Here is an 18,081-nt window from a genome sequence, read left to right as displayed (position 1 = left end):
CCGAACCAGGCAGGTCGCCCTCACGACGCCGGCGAGGCCAGCCCGAAGTACTCCAGCTCCGCGTCGTTCAGCATCCGCGATCGGATGAGGAACCGCATGCCGGTCGGGCCCTCGACGCTGAAACCCGCGCCGCGACCCGGTACGACGTCGACCGTGAGGTGCGTGTACTTCCAGTACTCGAACTGCGACTCCGACATGTAGATCTCGACGGGCTGCTCGAGGCCGACGTCGAGGTTGCCGAGCAGCACGTCACCCGGTCCCGTGATGAACATGCCGATCGGGTAGCACATGGGCGACGATCCGTCGCAGCATCCTCCGGACTGATGGAACATCAGCGGGCCGTGCTGCACCGTGAGATCACGGACGAGGGATGCCGCGGCATCCGTCACGTCCACCCGCTGATACGTGCCGATGGTGACCATGTCCTGCCTTTCGCTGCTGCTCGTTGAGCGAGGAACGAGACGAAACGCCGTCCCGCGCGGACCCGCGTTTCGTCTCGCTTCGCTCGCTCAACGACCGATCGAACTCAGAAGAAGCCCATCGGGCCTTCCGCGTACGAAACGAGGAGGTTCTTCGTCTGCTGGTAGTGGTCGAGCATCATCTTGTGGTTCTCGCGTCCGACGCCCGACTGCTTGTATCCGCCGAAGGCGGCGTGCGCCGGGTACTGGTGGTACGTGTTCGTCCAGACGCGACCCGCCTCGATCGCGCGGCCGGCGCGGTACGCGGTGTCGCCACTGCGGCTCCAGACGCCGGCACCCAGGCCGTAGAGGGTGTCGTTCGCGATCGAGATGGCGTCGTCGAAACCGTCGAACGAGGTGACCGACAGCACGGGTCCGAAGATCTCCTCCTGGAAGATGCGCATGTCGTTCGTGCCCTCGAACACGGTCGGCTCGACGTAGTAGCCCTCGCTGAGGTCTCCGCCCAGGTCGACGCGCTCGCCACCGGTGAGAAGGCGGGCTCCGCCCTGCTTGCCGATGTCGATGTAGCTGAGGATCTTCTCGAGCTGGTCGTTCGACGCCTGCGCGCCGATCATGGTCGCGGGATCGAGCGGATTGCCCTGCACGACCTTCTTCACCCGTTCGAGACCGTCGGCGAGGAAGCCGTCGTAGATCGAGCGCTGGATGAGCGCACGCGACGGGCAGGTGCAGACCTCGCCCTGGTTGAGCGCGAACATCGTGAAGCCCTCGAGCGCCTTGTCGTAGAACGGGTCCGACGTCGAACGGGCGACGTCTTCGAAGAACACGTTCGGGCTCTTGCCTCCGAGCTCCAGCGTCACGGGGATGAGGTTCTGCGACGCGTACTGCATGATCAGGCGCCCGGTGGTGGTCTCACCGGTGAAGGCGACCTTGCGGATGCGCTTGTGCTGCGCGAGCGGCGCGCCCGCCTCGATGCCGAAGCCGTTGACGATGTTCACGACCCCGGCCGGAAGCAGATCGCCGATGATCTCGAACAGGAACAGCAGGGATGCCGGGGTCTGCTCGGCCGGCTTGATGACGACGCAGTTGCCTGCGGCGAGCGCCGGCGCGAGCTTCCACACCGCCATGAGTATCGGGAAGTTCCACGGGATGATCTGACCGACCACGCCGAGCGGCTCGTGGAAGTGGTACGCGACGGTGTTCTCGTCGAGTTGGCTGATGCCGCCCTCCTGGGCGCGCAGCACGCCGGCGAAATAGCGGAAGTGATCGACGGCGAGCGGGATGTCGGCGGCGAGGGTCTCGCGCACCGGCTTGCCGTTCTCCCAGGTCTCGGCGACCGCGATGATCTCGAGGTTCTGCTCGATGCGGTCGGCGATCCTGTTGAGGATGACGGAGCGCTCCGCCGGGCTCGTCTTGCCCCAGCTCGCGAACGCCTTCCAAGCGACGTCGACCGCCCGGTCGATGTCTTCGCTCGTGCCGCGGCCGACCTCGGTGAAGGGCTTGCCGTTGACCGGGCTGACGTTCTCGAAGTACTGGCCCTTGACCGGGTCGACGAACTCGCCGCCGATGTAATGGCCGTAACGAGCGCGGTAGTTCGCAAGGGCGCCGGGCTGGCCAGGGGCCGCGTAGGCAGTGGACACGTCTTCTTCGACGATGGTCATCGTGACTCCTTCGACGGGCCGCGGCGTCGGTGCTCTGCGGCTTTCCCCGAACGTACGTCGCGCGACGTTGCACCGGGGTGCGCAACGTTGCGGGGGGTTGCACGCGATCTCGCACGCCCTGGTGCGCACCGCGTGCGCGTCATACCATCGGGACACCGTCCGCGATGAAGGAGGCCGACCATGCCCCAGCACACCCTCGAACTGCCGGATGTCGACCTGGTCTACGACGTGCACGGGCCTCTGCCGACGGCGGACGGTCGTCCTCCGCTGCTCATGATCGGGCAGCCCATGGATGCCAGCGGCTTCCGCGACCAGGTGCGGCTGTTCGAGGATCGGACCGTCATCACCTACGACCCGCGCGGTCTCGGGAGGAGCGTCCGCAAGGACGGTGGAGTGACGAACGAGCCGCAGACGCAGGCGGAAGACCTCCACGCCCTCATCGAGGCGCTCGGCGCCGGGCCGGTGGACCTGTTCGGCAGCAGCGGCGGTGCCGTGACGGCGCTCGCGCTGGTCGCGGCGCACCCCGACGACGTCGTGACGCTGGTAGCCCATGAGCCGCCGATCGACAGCGTGCTGCCGGATGCCGAGGCTGTGCACCGAGCCCGCATCGCCTACACGCAGGTGTATCAGGACAGAGGCTGGGGTGCCGGGATGGCGGCCTTCATCGCGATGACCGCGTGGGAGGGGGAGGTGACGGACGAGTACTTCGCCCAGCCGGCGCCCGACCCCGCGGCGTTCGGGATGCCGACCGACGACGACGGTAAAAGGGACGACCCGCTGCTGTCCGACCGGTCGTGGGCGGTGTGCCTGTACGAGCCGGACCTCGAGGCGCTGAAGGCCGCCCCGACCCGCGTCGTCATCGCCGTCGGCGAGGAATCGCTGAAGGTGTACACGGGTCGGACCGCGATCGCCCTGGCCCAGCAGCTCGGCCAGGAGGCGACGGTCTTCCCCAGCCACCACGGCGGCTTCATGGGAGGCGAGTTCGGCTATGCCGGCCAGCCCGAGGCCTTCGCCGCGAAGCTCCGCGAAGTGCTCGACGAGGGTTGAGCCGGCTTTCGAATCGCGCGAATGGCCGCTTTGCGGACCGAATACCGACCAGTTGCGCGATTCGAACGACCTGCGGGCTCAGCTGCGGTCGAGACGCTCGATCCGGGCGACCAGCGCAGCGCGCTTCGGCGACCGCGCGGGGAGCATCTCGAGCGCCAGTCGCAGCGCCTCGGCATCGCCCTGACCCTCGGGGATCTCGGCGTAGGCGAGCAGCACGTCGAGGCTGGCCTCGGAGAGCATGACCTCGCGGAGCGCCGCACGCACCGACTCGCGGAACTCCTCGACTCCGGGTGACGTCGACTCGGGAAGCACCGGCCCGCGGTACGCCGTCAGAGCCACGCGGTGCGCCCCGCGGTCGAGAAGTGAGAGCACGTCGTGCGCATCCGTCTCGAGCGTCACCGGCAGGCGGTAGGGACGGGACTCCGGCACGAGATCCGGAGCCGTCCGTTCGAGCACCTTGCGCAGGCGCACCATCTCGGGCCGCAGCGTGTCGGGAGAGACTCCCGGCCCGTAGACCAGCTCGCAGAGCCGCTCAGCGGAGAGGCCCTGACGGTGCACGGCGAGCATCAGCAGGATGGCGGCATGCCGTGCGCTGAGCTCGATCATCGATTCGTCGTGCGCGGATTCCGTCTCGAGTCGTGCACGGTCTCGGCCGAGAACGTGCAGCGTGGCCCGTGCGGTCTTCAGCGGCCGAGCCTTCGTCGGCGTCAGACGAGGCCGGGGCGCTTCATTGCGCTCCCGCAGGCGGGTGACCATCAGCTCCGACTCGACGGCCCGCGCGGTCGCATCGACGAGGAGCCGCGCCTGGGTCGTCACCACCTCCGGCCCGCCGGTGATGTCGATCACGCCGAGCACCCGCCGGGTCTCGGGGTCGTGCACCGGGGCTGCCGTGCACGACCAGGGGTGCACGAGACGGTTGTAGTGCTCGGCGCCGCGGATCTGCACGGAATGATCGAGAGCGAGCGCGGTGCCCGGTGCGCTCGTGCCGACGGCATCCTCCGACCAGTTCGCTCCCGCCACGAACCCCATGTCGTCGGTGAGCGACCGCAGCTGCCGGTCGCCCTCGATCCACAGCAGTCGCCCGGCCTTGTCGCCGACCGCGATGATGACGCCCGAGTCCTCGTCGGTGTCGGGCAGCAGGAGGGCGCGGATCATGTCCATCGCGGATGCCAGCGGATGCGCGCGCCGATACTCGTCGAGCTCATCGCTGAGCAGATCGAGCGGCGGGACGCCTTCCGGGCCCACTCTTCCGCGCCAGGATCGCTCCCACGACTCGCGGACTAGAGGACGCACCTCCTGCAGCCGCCGGTCGTCGAGGTTGCCGGCCAGCATCTCCTCATGCGCGCGCTCGATCAGCAGTCGCGACGCCTTCGGAAGCGAATCGCGCGAAACCTGCCACGGTGCAGACACATGTCTCCGATCGTCGAAGATGGTGCTTTCGTCCCAGTGTAGGAGCGGGATGCCGCGGGCGATACCGGTATATCGATCGACGATATAGCGCGAAAATCGCGTCCTGGCAATGCTGTTCCCAGAATCTCCGCGAGCTCTTAGCGTGAGCAGCATCACCAGAGTCAGGAGGTCTCATGTCTGTACGCACCCCCGTCCCCACTGGCTCCGAGACACACGTCGCCCATGAAGCCGACGCACCGTCCGATGCCGCCGAGCTCACCCACCATCTGATCGACTTCGATCGCTACGTCATCACGCGGAACGGACCCATCGGCTATGTCGAGGTGGTCGCCCCCGTCTTCGTCTGCTACCTGGGGCACCCCTATGCGCAGGCCGAGGAGATCGCACAGGTCCTCGAGTTCGAGCGCGCCGTGCAGATCGTCGCGGAACAGGCCACCCTCTCGCAGCGGCCTAAGCTCGCCACATGAGTCTTGAGATCTGGCCGGGATCGGCCTACCCGCTCGGAGCGACCTTCGACGGACAGGGAACCAACTTCGCCCTCTTCAGCGAGGGCGCCGAAAAGGTGGAACTCTGCCTGTTCGACGACGACGGCAACGAGGAGCGCGTCGCGCTCACCGAGGTCGACGCGTTCGTGTGGCACGGGTACCTCCCCATCGTGCAGCCGGGACAGCTGTACGGCTACCGCGTGCACGGGCCCTTCGACCCCGAGAACGGCAAGCGCTTCAACCCGAACAAGCTGCTGCTCGACCCCTACGCGAAGGCGGTCGCCGGCGACATCGACTGGGGTCAGGCGCAGTTCGGCTACGACTTCGGCGACCCCGACTCCCGCAACGACGAGGACTCCGCGGCATCCATGGTCAAGGGCGTCGTCATCAACCCGTTCTTCGAATGGGCCGGAGACCGCCTGCCGAAGACGCCGTACGCCCAGACCGTGATCTACGAGGCGCACGTGAAGGGTCTCACCGAGCGGCACCCCGACGTCCCGGAAGAGCTGCGCGGCACCTACTCGGGCATCGCGCACCCGGCGATCATCGAGCACCTCACCCGCCTCGGCGTGACCGCGCTCGAGCTCATGCCCGTCCATCAGTTCATCGACGACTCCGTACTGCAGGACAAGGGCCTCTCGAACTACTGGGGCTACAACACCCTCGGCTTCTTCGCGCCGCACAGCGGCTACGCGGCGAGCGGAGAGCACGGACAGCAGGTGCAGGAGTTCCGCGCCATGGTGCGCGCCCTGCACGCCGCCGGCATCGAGGTCATCCTCGACGTGGTCTACAACCACACCGCCGAGGGCAACCACATGGGACCCACGATCTCCATGCGCGGCATCGACAACGAGGCGTACTACCGGCTCGAAGAGGACAAGCGCTACTACACGGACTACACCGGCACGGGCAACAGCCTGAACGCGGGAAGCCCGCACGCGCTGCAGCTGATCATGGATTCGCTGCGCTACTGGGTGACCGAGATGCACGTCGACGGGTTCCGCTTCGACCTCGCGTCGACCCTTGCCCGCGAGTTCTACGACGTGGACCGGCTGTCGACGTTCTTCGAGCTCGTGCAGCAGGATCCGATCGTCTCGCAGGTCAAGCTCATCGCCGAGCCGTGGGACGTCGGGCCCGGCGGCTACCAGGTCGGCAACTTCCCCCCGCAGTGGACGGAGTGGAACGGCAAGTACCGCGACACGGTCCGCGACTTCTGGCGCGGCGAACCGCAGGCGCTCGGCGAGTTCGCCGCACGCCTCACCGGATCGGCCGATCTGTATGAGCACTCCGGGCGTCGTCCGGTCGCGTCGATCAACTTCGTCACCGCGCACGACGGCTTCACCCTGCGCGACCTCGTGTCGTACAACGAGAAGCACAACGACGCGAACGGCGAGGACAACAACGACGGCGAATCGCACAACCGCTCCGACAACATGGGCGTGGAAGGACCGACCGACGACGAGTCCGTGAACCGGCGTCGCGCGCGTCAGCAGCGCAACTTCCTCGCCACGCTGCTGCTCTCGCAGGGTGTGCCGATGATCTCGCACGGCGACGAGCTCGGGCGCACGCAGGGCGGCAACAACAACGGCTACGCGCAGGACAACGAGCTCACCTGGATCGACTGGGACGCGGCCGACCACCCGCTGATCGAGTTCACGTCGGCCGTCGCGCGGCTGCGCCGTCGGCATCCGACCTTCCGCCGGAGCCGGTTCTTCGACGGACGCCCGGTCGACACCGACGACGAGCGCATCGCGGATGTCGTGTGGCTCCGCCCGGACGGCAGCCCGATGAAGCCGGCCGACTGGGACTCCGGATTCGGACGCCTGGTGGGCATGTTCCTCAACGGACAGGGCATCCGCGAGAAGGATCTGCGCGGGCACGCCGTCACCGACGTGAACTTCATCGTGTACTTCAACAGCGGTGACGAGTCCGTCGACGTGGTGCTGCCGGATGAGCGGCACGGCGAGCACTGGCACGTCGCGGTCGACACGGCGGGAGAGCTGGCCGACGGTTCCGACCACGCGGCGGGATCGAAGCTGACCATCGAGGCGAAGGCGCTGCTCGTGCTGCAGGAGGTCGACGGACCCGAGCCCTCGACCGATGACTCGGTCGACGCCTCGCTCCGGATGCAGAACGACCAGGCGGACGGGGTGGCCCCGGCGCCGAAAGCAGAGCAGGCGACCACATGACACGACGACCGATCTCGACGTACCGGCTGCAGATCAGCGAGGACCTCACCCTCAACCAGGCGGCTGACCTCACCGGGTACATCGCCGACCTCGGAGCCGACTGGGCGTATCTCTCGCCGCTCCTCGCCGCGACGCCGGGGTCGAACCACGGCTATGACGTGGTCGATCACTCGCGCGTCGATCCGGAGCGCGGCGGCGAGGCCGGCCTGGAGCGCTTCGCCGCGGCCGCGCGTGCGGCAGGGCTGGGCATCCTCGTCGACATCGTGCCCAATCACGTCGGCGTCGCGACGCCGCGGCTGAACCCGTGGTGGTGGGACGTGCTGCGTCTCGGACGCGAGTCGCGGCATGCGGTCGCGTTCGACATCGATTGGCCGGCCGGGGGCGGCAGGCTGCTGCTCCCGATCCTGGGGTCGGCGCCCGACGAGGTGATCGCCCGGGGCGAGTTGGTGATCGACACTGCGCCGGCCGACGACGCACCCGACGGCACCCTCGCGTACTTCGACCACGAGCTCCCGCTGGCTCCCGGGTCGGGCGCGCTCGCCGATGATCTGCCGGCACTGCTCGCCGCGCAGCACTACGAACTGCGGTTCTGGGAGGACCAGAACACCGAGCTGAACTACCGCCGCTTCTTCGCGGTCGTCGAGCTCGCCGGCATCCGGGTCGAACTGCCCGACGTCTTCGCGGAGTCGCATCGCGAGATCGTCCGCTGGGTGCGCGACGGCCTGGCCGACGGCATCCGCGTGGACCATCCCGACGGCCTGGCCGACCCGGCCGGCTATCTGGAGCAGCTGGCGGATGCGACAGGACGCGTCTACACGCTCGTCGAGAAGATCCTCGAACCGGGCGAAGCACTCCCCGCCTACTGGCGCACGGACGGCACCACCGGCTACGACGCGCTCGCGGAACTCGATCGCGTCTTCGTCGACCGCGACGGGGTCGACGAGCTGACCCGGCTCGACGCGCGTCTGCGCGCCGACTCAGGACTCGCGGAGGCACAGAGCTGGCCCGACCTGATCCATGACACGAAGCTGATGATCGCCCGCGAGCTGCTCGGCTCGGAGGTGCGGCGTCTCGTGCGCACACTGCCGCACGGCATCGTGCAGGCGGACGACGCGCTGGCCGAGCTGCTCGCCTGCTTCCCGGTCTACCGCTCGTACCTTCCGGAGGGCATTGTGCACCTGCGGCACGCGTTCGCCGAGGCGCGCCGCCGCCGCCCCGAGCTGGCCGTCGCGTTCGACGAGCTCGAACCGCTGCTGGCCGACCCGCGGCACGAGGTCGCGCAGCGCTTCCAGCAGACGAGCGGCGCCGTCATGGCGAAGGGCGTCGAGGACACGGCGTTCTACCGGTACACGCGGCTGGGCACGCTGACCGAGGTCGGCGCCGATCCGTCGATCGCCGCCCTGTCGGTCGAGGAGTTCCACGAAGCGCAGCGCGCTCGGCTCGCCGGCTGGCCCCATTCGATGACGACGCTGTCGACGCACGACACGAAGCGTTCGGAAGACGTGCGGGCACGTCTCGCCGTGCTCTCCGAGATCCCGGAGCGCTGGGCCGAGGTCCTCGACGAGCTGCGCGCGGTCGCGAGCACCGGCCACGGTCCGCTCGATGCGCTCCTCTGGCAGGCTGCCGTGGGCGCCTGGCCGATCCCGTCGGACCGTCTCCTCGCCTACGCGACGAAGGCCGCCCGCGAGGCGTCCGAGTCGACGACCTGGCAGCATCCCGATGAGGCGTTCGAAGAGGGACTCGCGGCGATCGCCGCATCGGTCGAGGGCGACGCCCGGCCCGTGCTGGATCGCTTCGTGGCGGAGATCCTGGATGCCGGACGCTCCAACTCCCTGTCGGCGAAGCTGCTGCAGCTCACCGGCCCCGGTGTGCCCGACGTGTATCAAGGTTCGGAGCTGTGGGACTTCTCGCTCGTCGATCCCGACAACCGGCGCCCGGTGGACTTCGCGGCGCGCGCCCGCCTGCTGCGCGAACTCGACGCGGATGCCGCCCGCGGCGTCCTGCCGCCCATCGACGACTCCGGGCGGGCGAAGCTGCTCGTCACCTCACGCACCCTTCGCCTGCGACGCGACCATCCCGAGATGTTCCGCTTCTACCGCCCGGCCGTCATCGAGGGCGAGGCGGCGGACCATGCGGTCGCCGTGCACCGCGGCGGTGCGACGGCGGTGGCGACGCGTCTTCCCGTCGGGCTCGCACGGCGCGGCGGCTGGGGCGACACCGTCATGATGCGACCCGACATCCCCGGGACGGATGTTCTCACGGGCCGTCGGATCGAGCCGGGGGCCGTGCGGCTCGCCGATCTCTTCGCCACCTACCCGGTGGCGCTGATCGAACTCGCCCGCTGAGAGGAGACGGACGATGATCGAGGTCTGGGCGCCGCGCGCGCGGCGGATGCGGATGCGAAGGCTCGACGAGCAGGGCGCGACCCTCGAGGAGCGGGAGCTGGATGCCGGTGAAGCCGGCTACTGGCGCGCAGATGTCCTCCTCGCCGACGGCGAGCGCTACGGGTTCCTCATCGACGACTCCGAGGAGTTGCGCCCCGACCCGCGGTCGCGGCGGCAGCCCGAAGGCGTGCACGGCGCGTCGGCGGCCTTCGACGCGGATGCCTTCGCCTGGAGCGACGGAGCGTGGACCGGTCGGCAGCTGGCCGGCGGGCTGATCTACGAGCTGCACCTCGGCACGTTCACTCCCGAGGGCACCCTCGATGCGGCGGTAGATCGCCTCGACCACCTCGTCGAGCTGGGCGTCACGCACGTGGAGCTGCTGCCGGTCAACGCCTTCAACGGCGCGTGGAACTGGGGCTACGACGGCGTGCTCTGGTACGCCGTGCACGAGGGCTACGGCGGTCCGCACGCGTATCAGCGCTTCGTGGATGCCGCGCATGCGCACGGTCTCGCGGTGGTTCAGGACGTGGTCTACAACCACCTCGGCCCGAGCGGCAACTACCTGCCCGAGTTCGGTCCGTACCTGCGCGAGGGCAGCCGCAACACCTGGGGCGACTCGGTGAATCTCGACGAGCCCGCCGTGCGCGCGTTCATCATCGAGAACGCCCTGATGTGGATGCGGGACTTCCATGTCGACGGGCTCCGCCTCGACGCCGTGCATGCGCTGCACGACGAACAGCCCGTGCACATCCTGCGCGAGCTCTCAGAGCGGACGGATGCTCTCTCGGCGCAGCGCCGAGTTCCGCTCAGCCTCATCGCCGAGTCGGATCTGAACGATCCGACGCTGATCCTGCCGCGCGAGGCCGAGGGGTACGGGCTCACCGCGCAGTGGTCCGACGACTGGCATCACGCCGTGCACGTCGCCCTCACCGGGGAGACCGTCGGTTACTACGCCGACTTCGCCGCCGAGGATGCCCTCGCCAAGGTCTCGCAGGGCGGATTCTTCCATGACGGCACGTTCTCGTCGTTCCGCGAGCGCCCGCACGGCTCGCCCGTCCCGCCCGAGGTGCCGAGCTGGCGCCTGGTGACCTTCGCGCAGGATCATGACCAGATCGGCAATCGCGCTGCAGGAGACCGCCTGTCGGCATCCCTCTCCCCCGATCGCCTCGCCGTCGCTGCCGTGCTGACCTTGACCGCGCCCGGCACTCCGATGCTGTTCATGGGCGAGGAGTGGGGCGCGTCGACGCCGTGGCAGTTCTTCACCGCGCACCCCGAGGCCGAGTTGGGCCGCGCCGTCTCCGAGGGCCGCAAGGCCGAGTTCGCCCGGATGGACTGGGACACCGACACCGTGCCCGATCCGCAGGACCCGGCGACGTTCGAGCGCTCGCACCTCGACTGGACCGAGCTCGAGCACGAGACGCACGCACGGCTCCTGTCGCTGTACCGCGAGCTCGCGGCGCTGCGGCGCGATCGCCCCGAGCTGACCGATCCTGATCCGCAACGCACGCACGTGAGCGTGCGGGACACCGACGGCACCCCGGAGCACCGCGTCTACCGGATCGACCGCGGTGCACTGTCGGTGCTCGTCAACCTTTCCTCGGAGCCGGCGGAGTTCGAGATCGGGGCGGATGCCGTAGTTCTGTCGACCACGTCGGCGGCCGCGGATGCCGGGAGGCTGGTGCTGCCGCCGGACTCGGCAGCGATCTCCGCGCGGGCCTAGCCCCAGAAGACGGGGAGGAACGACGCGACGAAGCCGAGCACCGCAGCGCCGAGCATGACGAACGAGATCGTCAGACAGGCGCGCTCGACGGGCGATCGCGCTTCGACGCGCATCCGCTCGGGGTCGCGGTCCGAGACGTAGCCGAACGGCTCGGGGAGCTCTGCGACATGACGCGCCTCCGACGACGTCAGTGATCGCGAGCAGGTGCGTCCGCCCGCCGACCACAGCGCCATCGGCCGGTCTTCCAGGTCGTCGAGGATGGCCACTGGGGTGCGGCTGTAGGGACCTTGCACGCTCCGGGTCAGCAGGCCGATGCCCAGCAGCGGGAGGCCGACGATGAGACCGACCCAGGCGATGATCTCGCCCACCACTCCGACAGCATCGATGATCTCCACGGTCAGCTCCACGACGGGGTCTGCGGCGAAGTGATCACGAAGCCGAGCCTACTCGGGGTCGACCGGGCGGACGCTCGGAGGAAGGCCGCATGGGTTCCGTGTGGAGGCGTTCCGTGTTCGCCGGAGCGGGCATAGGACAGAGACATGACCCTCACGGACATCCTGCCCACGATGCGATTGAGCATCCCCTCCCCCCTCGCCGTCGACGCGTGGCCCGTCCACACGCAGCCCACCGTCGACGACGTGATCGTCGCCGGCGTCTCTCTGATCAGGCTCGCCGAGGTCAGCGGCACCCCGGCCGTGCTCACGGGAGATCTTCCTCGTCCGGGGCGGCCCCGTGAACGCGGCCTCGCCGGCGGCACCGACGTCACGGTCCTGGTCTTCCGGATCACGCTGCGTGTGGACACCCAGGAGGACAAGCGGATCGCGTTGACCGACTGCACGTTCGACGGCGTCACCGCCCTGTGGGGCGAGTGCCGGCTCATCGGACGCGCGTCGTGCAGCAGGAGCGCGCATATCGAGCTCATCCCCGGCGACGTCGGCGACGCGTCATGGCCGCACCCCATCGCGCTGCTCCCCGCCGATCTGCGGGAAGGCGATCTGGTCGCCGTGCCCTGCATCGGCGCGGCATCCCTCCACGACGTGCGTCCTCAGCTTCGGGACCGAGATGGCGAAGGATCCACCGCCTGCGCGCGCTGAATCCAATGTAAGATGAAGAGTGCGCGTGAGGAGATTGCGCTAGGAGGAGCTTCATGGCCAGGACTGCACGATCCGGCACAAGCCGGTCTTCGAACGTCACCGGGCGCACTATCGAGCGCTCGGCCGCAGGCCAGCTCAAGGCCCCCGGCCGTAGCGCCACCGCAGGGCACGACGTCGGTGCCGCTTTGCGCGGCGACAACCAGGTTCACGCGGCTGGTGAAGACGACCTCCGCCGCAGTGTCGAGTACCTCGTCTCGACCGCACAGGTGGCCGGCGAGGCAACGGCGTGGGTCACCGCGATCATCCGTGAGACGGCTGACCTCCTGAAGCTCCGTCAGCCCGTGGGCTCCGGTCTCACAGACGCTGAGGCCACGTATCTGCTCGAGTCCGGTGCCTTCACCGCCGAGCAGTTCGAGGTCACCGAGAAGCGGGTCAAGACCGGGGTGCTCGCGGCGCAAGAGCGCCAGACGCGCATGACCTCTTTTGTGGACGCTCTCAGCGCGGAGCAGGTAGGGATGAACCTCGGCATCACCAGCTCGCGAGTGCGACACCGTCAGGCGAAGAACAATCTCTTCGCGTTCCTGGTCGGTCGTGCGCGCCTGTACCCGCGGTGGCAGTTCACGGACGGCGGCACCAAGGTGCTCCCGCATCTGACGGAGGTCGTCGAGGCGTTTCCTGACGGATGGCAGCCACCATCGGTCGACGGCTTCATGAAGACGCCGCAGGAGGCCCTCACCTCTGATGACGGTGAGCGGCTCACCCCGCCCGAGTGGCTGGCCGTCGGCGGAGACCCGAAAGCGATCCTCGAGATCCTCGAGGGCATCAAGCAGCGATGACAGCGAACCCACCGAAAGTCCGAAAAGTTCCCTCACCGCCAGCGGTCCTGAAGCTCGATCAAGCCAGGCACATCGTCGAGTTCCAGGCTCCTCTGTGGCGCGTCTACAGGACGCAGGGTGGTTATCCGCAGACCTGGGACGAGCTGCGGCATTTTGGCCCGGTGGACAACATGCGCTTCGACCCGCATCCGCTCCCCCCGGGCATCCACGCCGATTCCGGCGTCCTTTACGCGGCAACGCTGCCCCATACGGCGCTGGGCGAGGTGTACCAGGAGACGCGGAACATTCAACGCGCGTTCCAGGGCAACGCGATCGTGTCATGGACCCCCACTCGACCGCTCGTGTTGCTCGACCTCACATCGAACTGGCCGGTGATCAATGGCGGTGCGGCATCCATGCAGATGGACGCCAAGGAGCGTACCTGCGAGTGGGCCCGTGCGATCGACCAGCAGTTCGGGGCCGACATCGACGGGCTGTCACATCGATCGTCGATCAACCATCAACCGATGGTGACCCTGTTCGCGCGCACCGAACGTATCCCTGCGTTTCCTGCCCGCCCGGCGTTCCATGCACTGCTCATCGATCCGTCGGCGGACATGATCGTTGATCGTGCAGTGCAAGAGCTCGGCTTCACGTCCTCGTAGCTGCGCCCTCAGCTCCGGGACGGAGGATCGCGGCATCCGTCGGCCGGAGCACGAGGAGCCACGACGAGTAATGCTCGACCACGCGACCACCCAGGTCGCGCGCGGCCGACGCGGCACGGTCGACCTCTTCCGGCGTCCAGTCGCTGAAGGTGGCGAACAGCCGGCGCACCTGATCCGCGTCGAGCTCGATGTCCCACCGGAAAGTCGTGACATCGTCGATGGTGAAGAGACCGGGGTGCTGTCAGCGCTGCCGCGGTCGCGGCGGGATCCTCGGGATCGGCATCCGTCCGGTCCGGGGCACGCCGATCGCGCACGATCTCCCCCACCTTCTCGCGGAACGCCGTCACCGGAGCGTCGGCATCTCCGAACACCGTGCGCCAGACGAGGAGGTAACCGTCTGCGGCGAGCGCCTGGCGCAGCTTCGGGAGGAGGATCCCGAGGTCCATCCAGTGGATGGCGGTGGCGACCACCGCCAGATCGAACGATGCTGGCGGAAGTTCGACGTCTTCGGCGCGGTCGACGACCACGGTCGCCTCGGGATGCCGCATCCGGAGCTGCTCAGCGAGACGGGGGCCTGGTTCGACCGCAGTCACCTCGAGCCCCGCCGCCAGGAGCGGACCGGTCGCCTGACCGGTACCGGCGCCGAGGTCGAGGGCGCGGCGCCCCGGCCGCAGGACGCCGAGTTCGCGGACGGCGTCCCACAGCGCCGACGGGTATGGCGGCCGGGCCGCCGCGTATTCGTCGGCCAGCGCCTCGAAATGTCGGGGGTCGCGCATGCCGAGAGCCTAGCCCCGGCACGGCTGACTCAGACGGCGAGGACCCGGCCGGTGATGATGCCCTCGACAGCGCGCACGTAGGCGGTGCCCACCTCGTCGTCGGTCACCGGGCGGTGCCCGGGGAAGGCCGAGTGATACCCGGGCGAGTTCGCGAGGACGTCGGGCGAGACCGCGTTGATGCGGATGCCGCGCGGCGCCTCGGCGGCCGCGGTGGGCACGAACGACTCGAGGGCGCCGTTCGCCATGGCCGCGGCGGCGCCGGTCGCGATCGGTTCGCGGGCCAGCACGCCGCTCGTGAGCGTGATCGATCCGCCGTCGCGCACATGCGAGAGGGCTTCGGTGAGCACGTCGATCTGCGCGAGCGTCTTCTTCATGAACGCGGCGAGATAGTCTTCGCGGGTGAGTTCCGTCAGGGGCTTGAAGCCGACGGAACCGACCGCGACCACCACGGCGTCGAGATCGTCGAGCCCGGCGAAGAGTGCGCGGACGGATGCCGGGTCGGTCACGTCGACGGAGGGTTCAGAGTTTCGCGAGGCTCGGATGACCTCGTGGCCGCGGCTCTCGAGAGTGGTCGCGATGACCCCGCCGATGCTGCCTGTCGCGCCGATCACCAATATCCGCATGTCCGGTTCCCCTTCCTCGAAGCCCTGTGCACGAGCGCACACAGGGCCTCCAACGTACATCTCAGGGATGTGCGGCGGCTCAGACGGTGGGCGCCGACGTCTCACGGGTAGCGCGCATCGCGAGTGCGTAGGACGGCACGGCCACGGCGACGACGACGAGGTGCATCAGCATCAGGGCGATCACGGCGGGCGTGGTCGTGCCGGGGATGAACCGGAAGACGAGCAGCAGCACGTCCGGCACGAACGACAGCACCGTCAGCACCGGTACGAGCAGCGAGAGGGTGCGGCGCGGGTCGCGGGCGCGGCGGTGCACGAGCACCCATCCCGCCCACCCGGCGGCGACACCCAGAGTCGTGAAGAGCGCATAGGCAGGCAAGGTGAGCGGTCCGTAGGTCGACGGCGCGCCCGCAGCGATCGCGACGGCGGCCACGGCCGCGTTCACCGCGACGGCGACGATCACGGCGGCGATGAGGATGCCGGCGGCGCGCAGCCGTGGACGGGATGCGACGCGTTCGGCGGTGGGTGTGGCGGTCATGATGTACTCCCTGGTCGGATGGATGGACCGAGGGGTATTACGGTTCCCATCAGTCCCGTTATTGCGTTACGGTACCAGCCAGTCCCGGAATGTACAATGGGTGCTCATGGACGGTGGCGAGGAGTCGAGGGCATCGGGTCGCCCGCGCGATCCCGAGGTGGAGCGCGGCATCCTCGTCGCCACGCAGGACCTGCTGGTCGAGAGCGGATACGCGGGGACGACGATCGCCGGCGTCGCCCAGCGGGCGCAATGCGGCAAGTCGGCCATCTATCGACGGTGGGACTCGAAGGTCGATCTCGTCGTCGCGGCCGTGCGGGCGCTGCACATCACGACCGAGGCCCCGGACACCGGAACGCTGCGCGGCGACCTGGTCGCGGCGGCGATGCACTTCGCCCGGTCGGACGAGCGTTCAGGACGCGTGCTCGCGAGCCTGCTGAGCGAGATCGGGCGCGACCAGGAGCTTCAGGATGTCGCGTACCGCACCATCGGCGAGCCCCCGGTGGCCGCGCTGATCGCCGTGATCGAACGGTGGATCGAGCGCGGCACGGTTCCGGCCGACGTGCCCGTCGCCCTCATCGCGGGGATCGTGCCCACCGCAGCCTTCGGGAGCGTCGTGCTGCGTCAGCGCTCGCTCGAGGCCGCGGCGGTCGAAGAGCTCGTCGACTTCGTGCTGTTGCCTGCGTTACGCGTCTGACGGCGCTCAGTCCTGCGTCTCACCGTCGACGACGGCGTCCTCCGCGGCCTCTTCAGCGGCGGCGCCCTCTTCCGGGGATTCCGCCCCGCCGCTCGAGGCGGATTCGTCGGATGCAGCCTCGCCGTTGTGCCGTGCAGAGTCGTTCGCGTTCATGATGCTCAGCCTCCCGACGGGTTCTCGAGGGGCTTCCCGTTCTCGTCCGTCGTCTCCTCATCGAGAAGCTTCTGGACGTCGTCGGGAGTTCCCCCGGCCGGTGCTTCGGCGGGGTCGACAGCATCCGGGCTGTCGTTCCGGTCCTTCTGATCGCTGGTCATCGGGCCACCGTACGCCCGCCGTTCGCGCAGCAAGAGGGGGTTGACGACAGCGCGACCGGGCGGAGCGGTGCGGGATCAGCCCGCGACGGCCGACCGATCACGCCGAGTGCGCATCAATAGGAGCGCACCGCCGAGCAGGATGGCGACGCCTGCCAGCCACGGTGCAGCACCGAACTCGACGCCGCTCTCCGCCAGCTCTCCCCCGCCCGAACCGCCGGCACCCGAGGCTGCTGGAGCGATCGTGATCACATACGACGCGGTCGAGTCGGGGAGTGTCCCGTTGGCAGCGCTGACCGTGAACGGGTACGTGCCGGCGCCCGTGGGCCGACCGGAGATGACCCCGGTCGCGGAGTCGATGGTCAGACCCGAGGGCAGCACGCCGCTCGTGACGGTGTACGAGGCCGGCGGGGTACCGGTGGAGCTGATCGTGTGCGAGTAGTCCGTGCCGACCTGACCCGACGGTGGCGCGGCCGAGGTGATGGTGGGGCTCGTACGCACGGTTCCGGGGGTGGTGGTGCATCCCGTCGGTGCGGTCAGGAGATTGGTGTCGAGCGTCACGGCACCGGTGCGCGCGAGGAGGCGACCGGTGATCGTCGCCGCCGTCTCCGCGGTGACCGAGATGTCGGCCATCACGGTGCCGACGAACTCGGCACCGGTGCCGATCGTCGCGGAGGTGCCGACCTGCCAGAAGACGTTGCAGGCGCTGGCACCACCGGTCACGGTGACGATCGCGCCGCTCCCGATGGTCAGTGTGGACGCTGCCTGGAAGATCCAGACCGATTCGGCGGTGCCGGCGAGGGTCAGCTCCCCGGTGACCGAGAGCGTGCCCCCGGAATAGACGCCGGGCGTCAGCGAGGCGCCGGTCAGGTCTCCCAGACCGGACTGGATGGGGGTGAGCCCGGCCGCGACGTTGTAGGCCGTCGTGAGATCCCTCTGCGCGATGGCGGCGACCTCATCGGTCGGGTGGATGGTGCCGTTCACGATCCCGGGAGGGAACCCGGTGATCGACGTCTGCGGGCTGAGCCCGAGGTCGCCGTTGATCACCGATGGTCCGGTGTTGGTGACCGTCGACGAGGCGAGAACCGAGAACGGTGCCGCGGTGCGGAGATCGATCGGGCCGTCGATCGTCGTGTCTGCGACGGCGACCGTGGGAACGAGGGACAGGGAGAGCACTGCCGCGACGGCGACGGCCGTCAGCGCTGCGCGCGCATGAGCTGGGGACATGACGAGCCTTCCATTAGGGAGGGGCTTCG

At 68.9% G+C, this 18,081-nt stretch carries 19 protein-coding genes; 9 read left to right on the top strand and 10 right to left on the bottom strand.

Annotation, left to right across the window (positions count from 1 at the left end):
- Positions 1–20: 20 nt before the first annotated feature.
- The gene (locus tag DW306_RS04970; RefSeq protein WP_136054539.1) at positions 21–422 is read right to left on the bottom strand and encodes a DUF779 domain-containing protein; all 402 of its coding nucleotides are present in this window, start codon (positions 420–422) and stop codon (positions 21–23) included.
- A 104-nt stretch (positions 423–526) separates the two neighbouring features.
- Positions 527–2,077, bottom strand: a complete 1,551-nt coding sequence (locus tag DW306_RS04965) for an aldehyde dehydrogenase family protein (protein WP_136054538.1) — start codon at positions 2,075–2,077, stop codon at positions 527–529.
- Positions 2,078–2,257: 180 nt separating this feature from the next.
- Here DW306_RS04965 and DW306_RS04960 point away from each other — a divergent pair, with 180 nt between their 5' ends.
- Positions 2,258–3,124 (top strand): alpha/beta hydrolase, encoded by an 867-nt coding sequence (locus tag DW306_RS04960; protein ID WP_136054537.1) that lies wholly within the window; start codon positions 2,258–2,260, stop codon positions 3,122–3,124.
- A 78-nt stretch (positions 3,125–3,202) separates the two neighbouring features.
- Here the strand turns inward: DW306_RS04960 and DW306_RS04955 are convergent, their stop codons facing one another.
- Positions 3,203–4,534 (bottom strand): GAF domain-containing protein, encoded by a 1,332-nt coding sequence (locus tag DW306_RS04955; protein WP_136054536.1) that lies wholly within the window; start codon positions 4,532–4,534, stop codon positions 3,203–3,205.
- Positions 4,535–4,707: 173 nt separating this feature from the next.
- On the opposite strand from DW306_RS04955, the gene DW306_RS04950 reads away from it, so the two are divergent.
- The 4 genes from DW306_RS04950 to treZ are packed head-to-tail and all read left to right on the top strand — an operon-like array spanning position 4,708 to position 11,312.
- Entirely contained in the window at positions 4,708–5,001 is a 294-nt protein-coding gene (locus DW306_RS04950) for a hypothetical protein (protein ID WP_136054535.1), read from the top strand.
- Complete coding sequence (gene glgX / locus DW306_RS04945) at positions 4,998–7,208, top strand: glycogen debranching protein GlgX (RefSeq protein ID WP_136054534.1); 2,211 nt, start codon at positions 4,998–5,000, stop codon at positions 7,206–7,208. Before DW306_RS04950 ends, glgX begins: the two co-directional genes overlap by 4 nt.
- Positions 7,205–9,553 (top strand): malto-oligosyltrehalose synthase, encoded by a 2,349-nt coding sequence (gene treY, locus DW306_RS04940; RefSeq protein WP_136054533.1) that lies wholly within the window; start codon positions 7,205–7,207, stop codon positions 9,551–9,553. The genes glgX and treY overlap by 4 nt, the downstream gene beginning before the upstream one ends.
- A gap of 13 nt (positions 9,554–9,566) precedes the next feature.
- Positions 9,567–11,312: a malto-oligosyltrehalose trehalohydrolase gene (treZ, locus tag DW306_RS04935; protein ID WP_136054532.1), complete on the top strand. Its 1,746-nt coding sequence runs from the start codon at positions 9,567–9,569 to the stop codon at positions 11,310–11,312.
- Here treZ and DW306_RS04930 read toward each other — a convergent pair.
- Positions 11,309–11,707 (bottom strand): hypothetical protein, encoded by a 399-nt coding sequence (locus DW306_RS04930; protein WP_136054531.1) that lies wholly within the window; start codon positions 11,705–11,707, stop codon positions 11,309–11,311. The two genes, treZ and DW306_RS04930, sit on opposite strands and share 4 nt — an antisense overlap.
- Before the next feature lie 144 nt (positions 11,708–11,851).
- Between DW306_RS04930 and DW306_RS04925 the strand changes: the two genes are divergently transcribed.
- Genes DW306_RS04925 through DW306_RS04915 form a run of 3 tightly spaced genes read left to right on the top strand, consistent with a single transcriptional unit; the run spans position 11,852 to position 13,886 of the window.
- On the top strand, positions 11,852–12,406 hold the full coding sequence (locus DW306_RS04925) for a hypothetical protein (RefSeq protein ID WP_136054530.1): 555 nt from the start codon (positions 11,852–11,854) through the stop codon (positions 12,404–12,406).
- Positions 12,407–12,459: 53 nt separating this feature from the next.
- Positions 12,460–13,242, top strand: coding sequence for a hypothetical protein (locus DW306_RS04920; protein ID WP_136054529.1), 783 nt, complete (start codon positions 12,460–12,462; stop codon positions 13,240–13,242).
- Positions 13,239–13,886, top strand: a complete 648-nt coding sequence (locus tag DW306_RS04915; RefSeq protein ID WP_136054528.1) for an RES domain-containing protein — start codon at positions 13,239–13,241, stop codon at positions 13,884–13,886. Before DW306_RS04920 ends, DW306_RS04915 begins: the two co-directional genes overlap by 4 nt.
- Positions 13,887–13,894: 8 nt before the next feature.
- Here the strand turns inward: DW306_RS04915 and DW306_RS04910 are convergent, their stop codons facing one another.
- The 3 genes from DW306_RS04910 to DW306_RS04900 form a co-directional block, all read right to left on the bottom strand.
- Positions 13,895–14,662, bottom strand: coding sequence for a class I SAM-dependent methyltransferase (locus DW306_RS04910; RefSeq protein WP_240747063.1), 768 nt, complete (start codon positions 14,660–14,662; stop codon positions 13,895–13,897).
- A 29-nt stretch (positions 14,663–14,691) separates the two neighbouring features.
- Positions 14,692–15,285: a short chain dehydrogenase gene (locus DW306_RS04905; protein WP_136054527.1), complete on the bottom strand. Its 594-nt coding sequence runs from the start codon at positions 15,283–15,285 to the stop codon at positions 14,692–14,694.
- 79 nt (positions 15,286–15,364) lie between these two features.
- A complete protein-coding gene (locus tag DW306_RS04900) occupies positions 15,365–15,820 on the bottom strand; it encodes a DUF6069 family protein (protein WP_136054526.1) in 456 nt (151 codons plus the stop codon).
- A 106-nt stretch (positions 15,821–15,926) separates the two neighbouring features.
- Here DW306_RS04900 and DW306_RS04895 point away from each other — a divergent pair, with 106 nt between their 5' ends.
- On the top strand, positions 15,927–16,514 hold the full coding sequence (locus tag DW306_RS04895; RefSeq protein ID WP_136054525.1) for a TetR/AcrR family transcriptional regulator: 588 nt from the start codon (positions 15,927–15,929) through the stop codon (positions 16,512–16,514).
- A gap of 6 nt (positions 16,515–16,520) precedes the next feature.
- On the opposite strand, the gene DW306_RS21220 is transcribed toward DW306_RS04895, so the two are convergent.
- The 3 genes from DW306_RS21220 to DW306_RS04890 form a co-directional block, all read right to left on the bottom strand.
- Complete coding sequence (locus DW306_RS21220) at positions 16,521–16,667, bottom strand: hypothetical protein (RefSeq protein WP_168429230.1); 147 nt, start codon at positions 16,665–16,667, stop codon at positions 16,521–16,523.
- A gap of 5 nt (positions 16,668–16,672) precedes the next feature.
- Positions 16,673–16,828: a hypothetical protein gene (locus DW306_RS21215; RefSeq protein ID WP_168429235.1), complete on the bottom strand. Its 156-nt coding sequence runs from the start codon at positions 16,826–16,828 to the stop codon at positions 16,673–16,675.
- Positions 16,829–16,903: 75 nt separating this feature from the next.
- Entirely contained in the window at positions 16,904–18,052 is a 1,149-nt protein-coding gene (locus DW306_RS04890) for an ice-binding family protein (protein WP_168429234.1), read from the bottom strand.
- Between the last annotated feature and the right edge of the window lie 29 nt (positions 18,053–18,081).

Origin of the sequence: Microbacterium sp. K24 (assembly GCF_004794465.1) — a bacterium.
Classification (GTDB): Bacteria; Actinomycetota; Actinomycetes; order Actinomycetales; family Microbacteriaceae; genus Microbacterium.
This window is presented reverse-complemented; position numbering and strand designations above follow the sequence as displayed.